Source organism: Mycobacterium paraterrae, assembly GCF_022430545.2.
Taxonomy (GTDB): Bacteria; Actinomycetota; Actinomycetes; order Mycobacteriales; family Mycobacteriaceae; genus Mycobacterium; species Mycobacterium paraterrae.
Window position 1 is genome coordinate 2,328,723 of sequence record NZ_CP092488.2, and the last position, 13,703, is coordinate 2,342,425.

The window sequence follows — 13,703 nt, forward strand, 5'->3', positions numbered from 1 at the left end:
CTAAGTGACCGCCGCCGCGAAGGCGCTCTTCTCCCGGCCGAGTTCGTACCGGGCGACGGTCCGCAAGTGGACCTCGTCGGGTCCGTCGAAGATGCGCATCGCGCGTTGCCAGGCGTACATCCGGGCCAGCACCGTGTCCTCGCTGACGCCGGCGGCACCGTGCACCTGGATGGCACGGTCGATGACGTTGCATGCCATCTGCGGGGCCACGGCCTTGATCTGGGAGACCAGCAGATGGGCGGCCCGGTTCCCGTGCTGGTCGATGGTCCACGCCGCCTTCTCGCAGAGTAACCGGGCCTGGTCGAGCTCGTTGCGCGACAACGCAATTGCGTTCTGAACCATCCCCTGCTCGGCGAGCGGCTTGCCGAATGCGATGCGGGTGTTGGCCCGGTCCACCATCAGCGCCAGCGCGCGCTCGGCGCCGCCGAGGGCACGCATGCAGTGGTGGATACGGCCCGGGCCGAGTCGCGCCTGCGCGATCGCGAAGCCGCCACCTTCTTCGCCGAGCAGGTTGGTCACCGGTACGCGGACGTTGTCGTAGATGATCTCGCAGTGCCCGGGCTGGTCCTGGTAGCCGAACACGGTGGTGGAGCGGACGACGGTGACACCGGGTGTGTCGATCGGGACCAGCACCATCGACTGCTGCTGGTGGCTGGCCGCCTCGGGGTTGGTGCGGCCCATGACGATCAGGATCTTGCAGCGCGGGTCGGCCGCGCCGGACGTCCACCACTTACGGCCATTGATGACGTAGTCGCTGCCGTCCCGCACGATCGACGTCTCGATGTTGCGCGCGTCGCTGCTGGCGACGGCGGGCTCGGTCATCGAGAAACCGCTGCGGATCTCGCCGTTGAGGAGCGGCTTGAGCCACTTCTCGCGCTGCTCGTCGGTAGCGAAGAGGTGCAGCGTCTCCATGTTCCCGGTGTCCGGCGCGGCGCAGTTGGTGGCCTCGGGTGCGATCTCCAGGCTCCAGCCGGTCAGCTCGGCGAGCGACGCGTAGTCCAAGTTGCTAAGTCCGGACTCCGACGGCAGGAACAGGTTCCACAGGCCGGCCGCCTTGGCCTTGGTCTTCAACTCCTCGATCACCGGCGGAACGGTGTGATCGTTTGGCCCGGCCTCCTCGCGGTACTTGTCGTACTCGGCTTCGGCGGGGAAGACGTAATCGGTGATGAACTCGCTCAGCCGCTTGTGGTAGTCACTGGCTTTGGCTGACATTGCGAAGTCCATGACCGTCACGATAAGCCACCCGCGTGCAGGGCGTTAGGCCACCGCCATCCGACCCCGCTTGCGACACTTGAAACACGCACACGACTCGCCGAGGTGAGTGTGCGTAGTTTACGTGTGGGCGATGTGGCCGCCGGCCGTCGTGGCGCGCAGGATGAACGCCATGACTGAGACCCGTCCGCCTTTGCCGCCCTTCACGCTCGAGACCGCTCTAACGAAGGTCCAGGCCGCCGAAGACGCCTGGAACACTCGCGATCCCGAGAAGGTGAGCCGGGCGTACACCGTTGACTCGCAATGGCGTAACCGCGGCGAGCACATCGTCGGCCGCGAGGCGATCGTGGCGTTCCTGACGCGCAAGTGGGAACGCGAACTCGACTACTCCTTGCGCAAGGGCCTGTGGAGTTTCGACGGCAACCGCATTGCCGTCCGATTCCAATACGAAAGCCGCGACGCCGACGGCCAGTGGTGGCGCAGCTACGGCAACGAGTTGTGGGAATTCGACGCGCATGGCTTGATGGCCCGTCGCGAGGCAAGCATCAACGACGTCGCGATCGAGGAGTCCGACCGCCGCTACTTCGGCCCGAGACCAGCCGAGGAGCACGGGCAGGACTTCCCGCTCTGGTAACCGGCAGCCCGTGCCCGCGCGGAGCGGCGGTAGCGGGCACGCAGCCTCAGGCTAGGGTTGTTGCCGACTTACGGAGAGTAGGAAATGACAGATACGCAGACGACGGTCGGCGTGGTGGCCGAGTCGGGCGTCGACGAACGACGGGTTGCCTTGGTTCCGAAGGCTATTGCGCCGCTGGTCAAGAGTGGTGTGTCGGTGGTCGTGGAAGCCGGCGCCGGTGAGCGGGCGCTGCTTCCCGACGCGCTCTACACCGACGCCGGAGCGACCATCGGAGATGCCTGGTCGGCCGACATCGTCGTCAAGGTCGCGCCGCCCACCGCCGACGAGGTGAGCAAACTCAAAAGCGGGCAGACGCTGATCGGTTTCCTGGCGCCCCGAAACGCCGAGAACTCCATCGGCGCGCTCAAGGCCGCCGGTGTGCAGGCGTTCGCGCTGGAAGCGATCCCACGCATCTCCCGGGCGCAGGCCATGGACGCGTTGTCGTCGCAGGGCAACGTTGCGGGCTACAAGGCGGTGTTGTTGGCCGCTTCGGAGTCGACCCGGTTTTTCCCGATGCTGACCACCGCGGCGGGCACCGTGAAGCCCGCGACGGTGCTGGTGCTCGGTGTCGGTGTGGCGGGTCTGCAGGCGTTGGCGACGGCCAAGCGCCTTGGCGGCAAGACCACCGGCTACGACGTGCGCCCCGAGGTGGCTGACCAGGTCCGCTCGGTGGGCGCTCAGTGGCTCGACGTGGGTATCGACGCCGCAGGTGAGGGTGGTTACGCGCGCGAGCTCACCGAAGAAGAGCGCGCCCAGCAGCAGAAGGCGCTCGAGAAAGCGATCAGCGGTTTCGATGTCGTCATCACCACCGCGCTGGTCCCGGGCCGCCCGGCCCCCAAGCTGGTGACCGCCGCCGCGGTCGAGGCCATGAAGCCCGGCAGCGTGGTCGTCGACCTGGCCGGCGAGACCGGCGGTAACTGCGAGCTGACCGAGCCGGGACAGACGGTCGTCCGCTATGACGTCACGATCGCCTCGCCACTGAACCTGCCGGCCACCATGCCCGAGCACGCCAGCGAGCTGTACAGCAAGAACATCACCGCGCTGCTCGACCTGTTACTCACCGACGGCAAGCTGGCACCGGACTTCTCCGACGAGGTCGTTGCGGGGTCCTGCGTGACGCGTGATCAGCCCGGAGAGGACTCCTAGATGTACGACCAACTGTTGGCCAACCTGGCGATCCTGGTGCTCGCCGGGTTCGTCGGGTTTGCGGTGATCTCCAAGGTGCCCAACACCTTGCACACGCCGCTGATGTCGGGCACCAACGCCATCCACGGCATCGTGGTGCTGGGTGCGCTGCTGGTTCTCGGTGAGTTGCCGGCCGACGCCAGCTGGGGCGTGCGTGCCATCGCGTTCGTCGCCTTGGTCTTCGGCACGCTGAACGTCATCGGTGGGTTCCTGGTGACCGACCGGATGCTGGGCATGTTCAAGTCGCGCAAACCCGCAGCGGATAGGGAGGCCGCGAAGTGAGCGCTCAGAACGTCGACTACGCCGTCGATGTGCTCTATATCGCGGCGTTCGCGCTGTTCATCTACGGTCTGTCCGGCCTGACCGGGCCGAAGACCGCGGTGCGCGGCAACTGGATCGCCGCCGTCGGCATGGGCGTCGCAGTGATCGCGACGCTGATCAAGGTGCGCGACACCGCGTCGATCAACTGGATCCTGATCGCGGCCGGCTTGGCGATCGGTGTCGTGCTGGGTGTGCCACCGGCCAAGAAGACCAAGATGACGGCGATGCCGCAGCTGGTAGCGCTGTTCAACGGCGTCGGCGGTGGCACGGTTGCCCTGATCGCGTGGTCGGAATTCATTTCTACCAAGGGCTTCTCGGTGTTCCGGCCGGACCAGACGCCGACCGTCGCGCTGGTGGTCGGCTCGCTGTTCGCGGCGATCATCGGCTCGGTGTCGTTCTGGGGCTCGCTGGTCGCGTTCCTCAAGCTGCAGGAATCGATTCCGAAAAACGTTGAAAAGCGGCTGGTTTCGTCGGCCAAGCTGTTCCAGCTCTCCAACATCCTGTTGCTGATCGGCGCGGTCGGCGTCGCGGTCTACCTCGGGCTGAACCCGGGCCAGCCGGTCTGGTGGATCCTGCTGGTGCTGGCGTTTGCGGGCGTGATGGGGTTGTTCGTGGTGTTCCCGATCGGTGGCGCCGACATGCCGGTGGTGATCTCGCTGCTGAACGCGATGACCGGATTGTCGGCTGCCGCAGCGGGTTTGGCGCTGAACAACACCGCGATGATCGTCGCCGGCATGATCGTCGGCGCATCGGGTTCGATCCTGACCAACCTGATGGCGGTCGCGATGAACCGCTCGATCCCGGCGATCGTTTTCGGCTCGTTCGGCGGCGACGGCGGCGCCGGCGGTGGCGCGACCGGCGAGCAGGGCACGGTCAAGGCCACCTCGGCCGCGGACGCGGCAATCCAAATGGCGTACGCCAACCTGGTGATCGTGGTGCCCGGCTACGGGTTGGCGGTCGCCCAAGCCCAGCACGCGGTCAAGGAGATGGCCACCCTGCTGGAGGAGAAGGGCGTCGAAGTCAAATACGCCATCCACCCGGTGGCTGGCCGGATGCCCGGTCACATGAACGTGCTGCTGGCCGAGGCCGACGTCGAATACGACGCGATGAAAGAGATGGACGACATCAACGGTGAGTTCAACCGCACCGACGTCGCGATCGTCATCGGCGCCAACGACGTCACCAACCCCGCGGCCCGCAACGATTCGTCCAGCCCGATCTACGGCATGCCGATCCTCAATGTCGACGAGGCCCGTTCGGTGATCGTGCTCAAGCGATCGATGTCGTCGGGCTACGCCGGTATCGAGAATCCGCTGTTCTTCGGCGACAACACGTCGATGCTATTCGGGGATGCGAAGAAGTCGGTGACCGAAGTGGCCGAGGAACTCAAGGCGCTGTAACCGGCGCCTGACGCTTTAGACCGGCGGGTACGCCGGCGGCGGGTAGCCCTGGCCGTCGGTGACACCACGCAAGCCCCACGGCAGGTACTTGAAGTAGAACTCGAGTTCGTCGGAAAAGTCGTAGCTGGGATCGGGATCCGGTTGCATCTGACTACCTCTCGAGTCGATAAGCGGTTCGTTGAAAGTCTAGTCCTACGGGACAACGCGCAACAGTGAACCGACGGGTTGCCTAGACTACCCACCAGTTGATTGACTCCGGGATTGTCCCGGACTGCTGAAGCGAGAACATCATGCCATCCGAGAACGGGCTCACCCGCCGCGAGGAGCTCCTGACCGTTGCCACCAAACTGTTCGCCGCCCGCGGCTATCACGGCACCCGGATGGACGATGTCGCCGACGTGGTAGGCCTCAACAAAGCCACCGTCTACCACTACTACGCGAGCAAGTCGCTGATCCTTTACGACATCTACCAACAGGCCGCCGAACGCACCCTGGACGCGGTACACGACGACCCGACGATGTCCGCCCGCGAGGCGCTCTACCAGTACACCGTGCGGCTGCTCGACAACATCGCCGTCAACCCCGAGGGCGCCGCCGTCTACTTCCAGGAGCAGCCCTACATCACCGAGTGGTTCACCGAGGAGCAGGTCGAGGCGGTCCGCGAGAAAGAAACCCAGGTCTACGAGCACGTGCACGGCCTGATCGACCGGGGCATCGCCGACGGCGAGTTCTTCGAGTGCGACTCCCACGTCGTGGCGCTCGGCTACATCGGGATGACGCTGGGCGCCTACCGGTGGCTGCGGCCGAGCGGGCGGCGTAGCGCCAAAGAGATCGCGGCCGAGTTCAGCACCGCGCTGCTGCGGGGGTTGATTCGCGACGAAGCGGTCCGGGTGCAGGAGCCGCTGGGCGCGCCACGCTCGGAGGCCGTCGCGCCGTGACCGACCTGTTTCGCCTCGACGGCAAGGTCGCCGTCGTCACCGGCGGTGGCCGCGGCATCGGGGTGATGATCGCGCGCGGTCTGCTGCAGGCCGGCGCGAGCGTGTATCTGTCCAGCCGCAAGAAGGCCGAGCTGGACGCCGCCGTCGCGGAGCTGTCGCCACTTGGTTCCGTGCACGCGATTCCCGCCGATCTCGGAACGGCCGACGGCGTCGACGCGTTGGCCGCCGACCTCGCCGGGCGGGAAGACAAGATCCACGCGCTGTTCAACAACGCCGGCGCGGCCTGGGGAGCGCCGCTCGGCGAGTTCCCCGAGTCCGGGTTCGACAAGGTGATGAACGTGAACGTCAAGGGCGTCTTCCTGCTGACCCGAGCGCTGGTGCCGCTGTTGACCGCGGGCGCGAGCGAGGGCGACCCGGCCCGCGTCGTCAACACCGGCAGCATCGACGGGATCGTGCCGCCCGGGAAGGGCCGGGACAACTTCTCCTACAGCGCCAGCAAGGCCGCCGTGCACATGCTGACCCAACACCTCGCCGGGGAGTTGGCGCCGCAGATTTTGGTGAACGCGATCGCGCCCGGGTTGTTCGAATCCCGGATGACCAAGGAACTGCTGCGGGCCGGCTCGGACGCGGTCGGCTCGTTCCTCCCGCTCGGTCGGATCGGCCAGCCCGACGACATGGCCGGCATCGCGGTGTTCCTCGCCAGCCGGGCCAGCAGCTATATCACCGGCGCGGTGATTCCCGTCGACGGCGGGGTGACCGTCATCCGCTGACGGTGGCAGGCAACACCCTGCTGAGGAATTCGAGTTGGTCGGCGACTACGCGCTCGAACGCGTCGCCGACGTAAATGTCGAAGTGCCCCTCCGGGTAGAGCCTTATCTCGCCCTTCGGCGCGGTGGCGGCGTAGCGGCGGGTCGGTCCGGACGGGGCGACAGTGTCGTTCTCACAGATACAGAACAGGATGGGGCAGGGCACCTTGGCTGCGAGCCGACCCGGCCGGTAGGGCAGCAGCTTCACGCCGATGCGCGCGGCAACCTCGTTGCGCAGCTCGACGCCCTCGGGCACCAGCTTCAAGAAGCCGGGGTAGGCGTCCGGGGCTGTCATCAGCGCGATTTCGCCGGGATGCCCGGCCGTCTTGACCATCACCGGGTTGCCGCCGAACCGGGAAGCGACGATGTCACGGACGGCCAACGCGGTAAGACGGGCGCTCACCAACGGATTCACTGCCGCCAGCGACGCCACGCTGTCGGTGAACGGGCACTGCGACACCACCGCCGCGATTCCCGGAATCCGGGCCGCCGTGGCGATCACGTGACCGCCGCTGAACGACGTTCCCCACAAACCGATTCGGCTCGGATCGATACCCGGCAGGGTACGGGCGAATGCGGTGGCAACCGTCCAATCCTGCAGCTGCATACGGATGTCGAGCACTTGACGAGGCGCGCCCTCGCTGTCGCCGAAGTTGCGGTAATCGAATACCAGGCAGGCGTAGCCGGCCGCGGCGAAGCGCTCGGCGTAGGCGTCCAAGCGCATGCTGCGCACCCCGCCGAGCCCGTGCGCCATCACCAGGAGCGGTGTGTCACCGGTACCGTCCGGCCGGTACAGCCATGCGCTGATCCGGTCGCCGCCCGAGTTGAACCGCACATCCTCACGTTGCATGACAGTCATCCTGCATCAGTGTGGTAAACCGGCGCCATGACCCTAGACGTGCTGCAGCAACTGGCGTCGCTGGTGGGGCCGAAATACGTCAGCACCGATCCCGACGTGCTCGCCGGGCGCAGCGCGGACTGGACGGGCCGATACCGCGGCCGCGCCACCGTGCTGGTGCGGCCGGGATCGTCCGAGGAAGTCGCCGCGGTGCTGCGCCTGTGCCGCGACACCGCAACCCACGTGACGATCCAGGGCGGCCGGACGTCCTTGGTCGCTGGAACCGTGCCCGAGCATGACGATGTCTTGCTGTCCACCGAAAGGCTTTGCCAGGTAGGCGAAGTCGACAAGGTCGAGCGCCGCGTCGAGGCCGGAGCCGGCGCCGTGCTGAGCGCGGTACAGAGCGCCGCCGCCGCGGCCGGCCTCGTGTTCGGCGTCGACCTCGCCGCCCGCGACACGGCGACCGTGGGCGGAATGGCGTCGACCAACGCCGGCGGCCTGCGCACGGTGCGCTACGGCAACATGGGCAGCCAGGTCATCGGCATGGACGTCGCGCTGCCCGACGGATCGGTGCTGCGACGGCATTCGCGGGTGCGGGCCGACAACACCGGCTACGACCTGCCGTCGCTGTTCGTCGGCGCCGAAGGAACACTCGGCGTGATCACCGCGCTCGACCTTCGCCTGCATTCCGCGCCGACGCATCGCGTGACGGCGGTCTGCGGTTTCGACGAGCTCGGCCCGTTGGTCGACGCCGGTCGGTTGTTCCGCGACCTGGACGGAATCGCGGCGCTGGAGTTGGTCGACGGGCGGGCCGCCGCGCTGGCCGACGAGCATCTTGGTGCGCCGCCGCCGGTCGACGGTCGCTGGCTGTTGCTGGTCGAGCTGGCATCCGATTTCGACCAGACCGAGCGTTTAGCCGACGCACTGGACCGCGTGCCTGCCTCGACCGAGCCCGCAGTGGGCATCGATAATGCTGCGCAACAACGCCTTTGGCGAGTCCGCGAATCGCTGGCCGAAGTCGTCGGCGTATTCGGGCCGCCGCTGAAGTTCGACGTGTCGCTGCCGCTGCCCGCGATCGCCCGATTCGCCGACGAAGCGGCGAAATTGGTGCAGCGGTATGCGCCTGACGCCGTCGAGGTGTTGTTCGGGCATATCGGCGAGGGCAACCTGCATCTGAACGTGCTGCGCTGCAGCGCCGCTCAGGAGCAGGACCTCTACGCCGCGATGATGGACTTGATCGCCGACTGCGGCGGCAACGTGAGTTCCGAGCACGGGGTGGGCAGCCGGAAACGGCGATACCTCGGCATGTCTCGCGGCGAGGCAGACGTCGCGGCGATGCGCACGGTGAAGGCCGCGTTCGATCCGACCGGCTACCTCAACGCGGCGGTGCTGTTCGACTAGTCAGGACTAGTCAGCGGAAGCCTTGATGCCGACGGCGTGCCGCAGCTGGGCCAGAAAATCGTCGGTATCGTCACTACGAATCATGTAATGCGAGAACGCTACTCGGATCGCGGTGGCCGCCTTTACCGCGGCGTTGGGGCCCGGGATCAGCCGTTGCAGGCCCTCGCGCATCTGCGGGATGACGCCGGCGAATTGCCCGATGACGTGCTCGGGTTCGATGTCGACCATCCGCACCCCGGTGTAGGAGTGCTGGTAGTCGACGATGAAGCGCAACGCCGCATCGAGTTTCTCGGCACCCCTGAGCCCGGCCGTCGCCTGGCTCAAGCCGGTTTCGAACGTCACCCGCTCGTACTTGGAGAACGCCAAAAGCAACTCTTCTTTGGAGGCGAACCAGCGGTAGAGCGTCGGGCGTGACACCCCGGCCTGGACCGCGACGTCGGACAGGCTGAGCTTGCGTTTGCCGTTGCGACTGAGGACCTCAGCGGTCGCCGCGAGGATCCGCTGCTGCGTCGAGGTGTCACCCTCGATGGTCGACGTCTGCTCCATACCCGTAACTTTACAAAATAAGCCGTGAGTGTCACGCTGTTTTCGTGCCACTGCCATGTTCCCTGGCCAGCTTAACCGGGCAAACCCCCCAAAACGGGTCGCCGCGGTGAGCCGCGCCAGAGCGGTGGTGATCACCGAAGCCTCGTCGCCGGTCGCTTACGCCACCGCATCGCGGCTGGCGGCCGGCGGCCACTCCGTGCTGATGGGCAGCCCGCGACCGGAGGCCGGCGAGGACCTGGCCGCTCGGCTGCGCTCGGCCGGCGCGTCGGTGTTCGCCGCTCACCTGGACCTGGCCGATCCGCTATCCATCGACGACTTTTTGGAATCCGTCGATTACCTGATCGGCGACGTGGACGCGCTGATCAGCAGCGCCGGAGTCGCCGAGCGGTCCTGGGTTGGCGCGCAACACCTTGTGACACAACTGGTTTCGCCGATGATCGACAACGGGCGTGGTGACGTGGTGCTGCTTAGCCCGGAATTGAGCGGGGCGTCGCCGGCCGGGGCGGACCGGATGCTCGACGCCTGGATCCGTGGACTGGATGCCGAGTTCGTCGGCACCGGCGTGCGGGCGTCGATTGTCCGCTCGACCGGCGCGGTGCCGGCCGACGACGCCGGCCGTTTGATCGCCTCGACCATCGTCTCGTCGGGCATGCATCTGAGCGTCGTCGACGTCATCCCGTCGCGCCGCGAGAGTGCCGTCACCGACGAGGTCTCTCGAGAGATGCGTCGCTAGTAGCACTTTCGCGCTAAGCGCGCGGCCGCCGTCGCACCAACACCGACTGCTGAATGCTGCCCACCGCCCCGGTCTCGTCGAACAGGGCGCCGACCGTGGTCCCGATTCCGTCCGGGCCGTAACTGGTCTCGGCTCGGATGCCGACCCATTCGCCGTCGGGAATCCGGTGCACATGCACGACGAGGTCGTTGTTCAGGAAGGTCCACTGAGTGATGTCGATCTTCGAGCCAATCCCATTGGCGCAGTCGGCGACCGCGAACAATCGCTCCAACGGCGTCATCGTCTCGCCGTCGACCAGGTTGACCGTCGGCTTGATCCACGACTCGCCCGGCCCGTCGCTGAGCGGCGTGGTCAGCCAGCGCCAGTCCAGGCTGTGCACGTAGTTGCGGTCGAAATTCTTGGCCAGGTCGCGGCTGCGCGCAGTGGACAGCGGGGCGGGCAGCGGCGCGGCCGCGTGCACGACGTCAGTGGTGTCGAGTTGCTGCAGCCGCCAACCGGTGGCCCGGGCGGTTGGTCGTGGCTGGCCGTCCGGGCCCATCGCCAACATCTCGGCGCTGAGCAACTCGATCTGCTTGCCCGGGCGTTGGATTTTCGAGCGGACCCACATATCGCCGTCGGCGGGTACCGGACCGAGCAGGTCGACGGCGACCCGGCTGAGCCGAGAGTCGTCGCGGGCAGCGCAGCGCTGCAGCGCGCGAACCAGCAGCGCCGACACCGGCGCCGCGTGCTGGATCTGCGCGGTCCATGTGCTGCGGACCAAGTCGGTGGCGGAAAACTTTTCGCCGATCGGGTCGGCAGCGTCGACCAGCTGGTAGTAGCAGTCGGTCATCGCCCACCGACGCCGGGAGTGTCGACGATCACCGTGTCGACTCGGGACAGCTGCGTGCCCACCAACCGCTCCGGGTAGGCGTCGCTGCTCGACAGCATGAACAGGGTCCGGCCTGCCGCACCGCCGAGCATGCACGCGATGGCCGCGCGGTCGCCGATGTCGACGCGGTGCGTCACGCGCCCTACACCGCGCTGGCCTTCGATGCGCTCGAACTGGTGCGCCAGCGTCATCGCCGTCCACACGCCGCCCTCGGCGTCGAGGCAGATGCCGTCCGGTGGCCCGTCGAGACCGTCGGCGAAGACGCGTCGGTCGGACAGACCGCCGTCGGCGTCGATGCGGTAGGCGGTCAACCGTCGACCGATCGACTCGGCGACGATCAGCGTCCCGTCGGGAGTGATGGCCATGCCGTTGGGAAACTCCAGGTCGGTCGCGACGACGTGGGCGGTGTCGTCGGGGTCGACGCGCAGGATGACCCCGCCCTCGCGGGCCTGTGATCCGATGTAGGCCCGGCCTTGGCTGTCGACGACCATGTCGCCGAGGTCGGCTGGGGCCAGCGCGCTCAAATCGGCTACCGTGGCCACTGTTTCGCCGTCGTAGGCCAGCAGCGTGCGGCGTCTGGTCGACACGATCAGCAGCGTGCCGTCCGGCCGGAACCCCAGGCCCGAGGGGGCATGCCCGGGCAGTGGCAGCGTGGTCGTCGCCCCGCCCACGGTGACGGTGTGCACCGCCTCGCCCAGCATGTCGGAGAACCACAGCAGCCCCTCGAACCAGCGCGGGCCTTCGCCGAAGCAAAACCCCGCGGCCAGCGGAGCCAGCGGTGTCAGCTCCCCGGCGGTCGCTGTCGTGCCCAAGGTCGTCGCTCCTTCGCACCGGCGAATTCGACCGGCGCCTTGCTCGAGTGGCTTTACAGATTATCGTACGAATGTCACGCGGTAACTTTCCGGGCGGCCAGCAAAGGAAGGCGGCAGATGAAGTTCACCATCACCCACCCGATGCACAGCCATCCCTACAACCCCGAGTTGGTCAGAGGAGAGGGCATCGCCACGGTGGCCGCGGCCGCCGAAGCCGCCGGCATTCACGGCTTCGGGTTCACCGACCATCCCGCTCCGACGCAACGCTGGCTCGAGGCCGGCGGCCACGACGCCCTGGACCCGTTCGTGGCGATGGGCTTCGCCGCCGCGCGCACCACCACCCTGCGGCTGATCCCCAACATCGTCGTGCTGCCGTACCGAAACCCCTTCGTAGTGGCCAAGTCTGGGGCCACGCTGGATCTGCTTTCCGACGGCAGGTTCACCCTGGCCGTCGGGGTCGGCTATCTCAAGCGCGAATTCGCGGCTCTCGGAGTCGATTTCGAGGAACGGGCGGCGTTGTTCGACGAATCACTCGACGTGATCAAGGCGATCTGGACCGGTGACGACGTCAGCTTCGAGGGCAGGCACTTCAGCGCCAAGGGCATCACCGCGCACCCGCGACCGGTGAGCGACCCGCATCCACCGATCTGGATCGGGGGCAACACCGGGGCCGCGCGGCGGCGGGTCGCGGGCAAGGGCGACGGCTGGTGCCCGTTCGCCGCGCCACCGGCGTTGGCGCAGACTGCGCGGACCGCGGCGCTGGACTCCGTGAAGGCGCTGGCCGACGGCATCGACGATCTGCGCCGTCGACTCGACGAGGCCGGGCGCGACCCCGAGGGAGTCGACATCGTGTTCGGCAACTTCGAGGGTGGCAGTCCGTCCGACGACGATTTCAACGCCGACGCCTACTTGACCGCGCTCGACCGCCTGGCCAAACTCGGGGTCACGTGGACGCAGGTCGGCCTTCCCGGCGACAGCCTGCCCCACGCCCTCGAGGTGATCGACCGGTTCAAGACCCAGGTCATCGAGGCTGCATGATGCCGCGCAGGCTTTACAAGTTTTGACGAGAATGTCATTCTCGCAGAGTGACAACAGACTCTGAGCAGACGCACTGGTCGGTCGCCGGCCTCCTCGACTTGTTCGACGCACGGCCGCTGGACGATGGCCGGTTCACCGCCGACACCGGCATCGCGGCAGCGGACGAACGCCAGGTAGTGGAGGGCACCCAAGTGCTTGCGCAGGTGATCGTCGCTGTCGCCAAGCGGTTCCCGGAGAAGTCGGTGCGCTCGGTGCATGCGGTGTTCGCCCGTGCCGTGCTGGTCGGGCCGCCAATCGACATCGACATCGACGTCGTCGCGGAGGGCCGCTCGACGGCGACCGCGGTGGTCGCAGTCTCCCAGAACGACCGCCGGGCGATCACGGTGACCGCGCTGCTCGACGTGCCGTCCGGCGACGTCATCCGCCACCACCTGCCCAAGCCCGGGGTAACCGCTCCGCGCGACGCCAACGACGGCGGGATGCCGATGGCCGGCCGAGAGGTTCGGCTGGTCGACGTGGTCGACGTGAACAACCCCGACGAGGTCGGGCCGCCAGAGCTGTACGCCTGGCTGCATTACGATCCAATCCCCAACCGCGACGACCTGGCCAAAGCGCTGGTCGCGTATTTCACTGGCCACCTTGGCATTTCGACGACGATGCGAGCACACGAGGGCATCGGCACCGCCCAGTCACACCTGACCGTGTCGACCGCGCCGATGACGGTGTCGGTCAGCTTCCACGAGCCGGTGACGTGGACCGGTTGGCTGCTTTACAGCCACGAGAGCACCCAAGTCGGTGCCGGCATGTCCTACGTCCGCGGCACGGTGCACACCGAGGAGGGGGAGTTGATCGCCTCGTTCACCCAGGATGCGTTGATCCGCCCGCTGCGAGCAGCCGACGCCGCGATCAAAACCGAAGCGCGCCTGTAACGT

Annotated in this window: 16 protein-coding genes; 10 read left to right on the forward strand and 6 right to left on the reverse strand. The window is 67.2% G+C overall.

Annotated elements, in window-relative coordinates; all coding sequences use genetic code 11:
* A complete protein-coding gene (locus MKK62_RS11145; protein WP_240264204.1) occupies positions 1 to 1,212 on the reverse strand; it encodes an acyl-CoA dehydrogenase family protein in 1,212 nt (403 codons plus the stop codon).
* 172 nt (positions 1,213 to 1,384) lie between these two features.
* On the opposite strand from MKK62_RS11145, the gene MKK62_RS11150 reads away from it, so the two are divergent.
* The 4 genes from MKK62_RS11150 (at position 1,385) to MKK62_RS11165 (ending at position 4,791) form a co-directional block, all read left to right on the forward strand.
* Positions 1,385 to 1,846 (forward strand): nuclear transport factor 2 family protein, encoded by a 462-nt coding sequence (locus MKK62_RS11150; RefSeq protein WP_240261019.1) that lies wholly within the window; start codon positions 1,385 to 1,387, stop codon positions 1,844 to 1,846.
* Positions 1,847 to 1,930: 84 nt separating this feature from the next.
* Positions 1,931 to 3,031 carry a Re/Si-specific NAD(P)(+) transhydrogenase subunit alpha gene (locus tag MKK62_RS11155; protein WP_240261018.1) on the forward strand — a complete coding sequence of 367 codons (1,101 nt, stop codon included), beginning with the start codon at positions 1,931 to 1,933 and terminating at the stop codon, positions 3,029 to 3,031.
* The gene (locus MKK62_RS11160) at positions 3,032 to 3,352 is read left to right on the forward strand and encodes an NAD(P) transhydrogenase subunit alpha part 2 (protein ID WP_240261017.1); all 321 of its coding nucleotides are present in this window, start codon (positions 3,032 to 3,034) and stop codon (positions 3,350 to 3,352) included. It abuts the gene before it with no gap.
* Positions 3,349 to 4,791 (forward strand): NAD(P)(+) transhydrogenase (Re/Si-specific) subunit beta, encoded by a 1,443-nt coding sequence (locus MKK62_RS11165; protein ID WP_240261016.1) that lies wholly within the window; start codon positions 3,349 to 3,351, stop codon positions 4,789 to 4,791. Before MKK62_RS11160 ends, MKK62_RS11165 begins: the two co-directional genes overlap by 4 nt.
* A gap of 15 nt (positions 4,792 to 4,806) precedes the next feature.
* Here the strand turns inward: MKK62_RS11165 and MKK62_RS11170 are convergent, their stop codons facing one another.
* Positions 4,807 to 4,938 carry a hypothetical protein gene (locus MKK62_RS11170; protein ID WP_156751530.1) on the reverse strand — a complete coding sequence of 44 codons (132 nt, stop codon included), beginning with the start codon at positions 4,936 to 4,938 and terminating at the stop codon, positions 4,807 to 4,809.
* A 143-nt stretch (positions 4,939 to 5,081) separates the two neighbouring features.
* Between MKK62_RS11170 and MKK62_RS11175 the strand changes: the two genes are divergently transcribed.
* Entirely contained in the window at positions 5,082 to 5,729 is a 648-nt protein-coding gene (locus MKK62_RS11175; protein WP_240261015.1) for a TetR/AcrR family transcriptional regulator, read from the forward strand.
* Positions 5,726 to 6,499, forward strand: a complete 774-nt coding sequence (locus MKK62_RS11180) for an SDR family oxidoreductase (RefSeq protein ID WP_240261014.1) — start codon at positions 5,726 to 5,728, stop codon at positions 6,497 to 6,499. Before MKK62_RS11175 ends, MKK62_RS11180 begins: the two co-directional genes overlap by 4 nt.
* On the opposite strand, the gene MKK62_RS11185 is transcribed toward MKK62_RS11180, so the two are convergent.
* Positions 6,489 to 7,394, reverse strand: coding sequence for an alpha/beta hydrolase (locus tag MKK62_RS11185; protein ID WP_240261013.1), 906 nt, complete (start codon positions 7,392 to 7,394; stop codon positions 6,489 to 6,491). The two genes, MKK62_RS11180 and MKK62_RS11185, sit on opposite strands and share 11 nt — an antisense overlap.
* A 39-nt stretch (positions 7,395 to 7,433) precedes the next feature.
* On the opposite strand from MKK62_RS11185, the gene MKK62_RS11190 reads away from it, so the two are divergent.
* Positions 7,434 to 8,774 carry an FAD-binding oxidoreductase gene (locus MKK62_RS11190; protein ID WP_240264203.1) on the forward strand — a complete coding sequence of 447 codons (1,341 nt, stop codon included), beginning with the start codon at positions 7,434 to 7,436 and terminating at the stop codon, positions 8,772 to 8,774.
* A gap of 6 nt (positions 8,775 to 8,780) precedes the next feature.
* Here the strand turns inward: MKK62_RS11190 and MKK62_RS11195 are convergent, their stop codons facing one another.
* Positions 8,781 to 9,320: a TetR/AcrR family transcriptional regulator gene (locus tag MKK62_RS11195; RefSeq protein WP_240261012.1), complete on the reverse strand. Its 540-nt coding sequence runs from the start codon at positions 9,318 to 9,320 to the stop codon at positions 8,781 to 8,783.
* A 106-nt stretch (positions 9,321 to 9,426) separates the two neighbouring features.
* Here MKK62_RS11195 and MKK62_RS11200 point away from each other — a divergent pair, with 106 nt between their 5' ends.
* Positions 9,427 to 10,053 carry an SDR family NAD(P)-dependent oxidoreductase gene (locus MKK62_RS11200; RefSeq protein ID WP_240261011.1) on the forward strand — a complete coding sequence of 209 codons (627 nt, stop codon included), beginning with the start codon at positions 9,427 to 9,429 and terminating at the stop codon, positions 10,051 to 10,053.
* A 13-nt stretch (positions 10,054 to 10,066) separates the two neighbouring features.
* Here the strand turns inward: MKK62_RS11200 and MKK62_RS11205 are convergent, their stop codons facing one another.
* Both MKK62_RS11205 and MKK62_RS11210 read right to left on the reverse strand, forming a co-directional pair.
* Entirely contained in the window at positions 10,067 to 10,882 is an 816-nt protein-coding gene (locus MKK62_RS11205) for a thioesterase family protein (RefSeq protein ID WP_240261010.1), read from the reverse strand.
* Positions 10,879 to 11,733, reverse strand: a complete 855-nt coding sequence (locus MKK62_RS11210) for an SMP-30/gluconolactonase/LRE family protein (RefSeq protein ID WP_240261009.1) — start codon at positions 11,731 to 11,733, stop codon at positions 10,879 to 10,881. Before MKK62_RS11210 ends, MKK62_RS11205 begins: the two co-directional genes overlap by 4 nt.
* Before the next feature lie 117 nt (positions 11,734 to 11,850).
* Here MKK62_RS11210 and MKK62_RS11215 point away from each other — a divergent pair, with 117 nt between their 5' ends.
* Together MKK62_RS11215 and MKK62_RS11220 are read left to right on the forward strand one after the other, a co-directional pair.
* Positions 11,851 to 12,771, forward strand: coding sequence for an LLM class F420-dependent oxidoreductase (locus MKK62_RS11215; RefSeq protein ID WP_240261008.1), 921 nt, complete (start codon positions 11,851 to 11,853; stop codon positions 12,769 to 12,771).
* A 47-nt stretch (positions 12,772 to 12,818) separates the two neighbouring features.
* Positions 12,819 to 13,700: an acyl-CoA thioesterase gene (locus MKK62_RS11220; protein WP_240261007.1), complete on the forward strand. Its 882-nt coding sequence runs from the start codon at positions 12,819 to 12,821 to the stop codon at positions 13,698 to 13,700.
* The last annotated feature ends 3 nt before the right edge of the window (positions 13,701 to 13,703 follow it).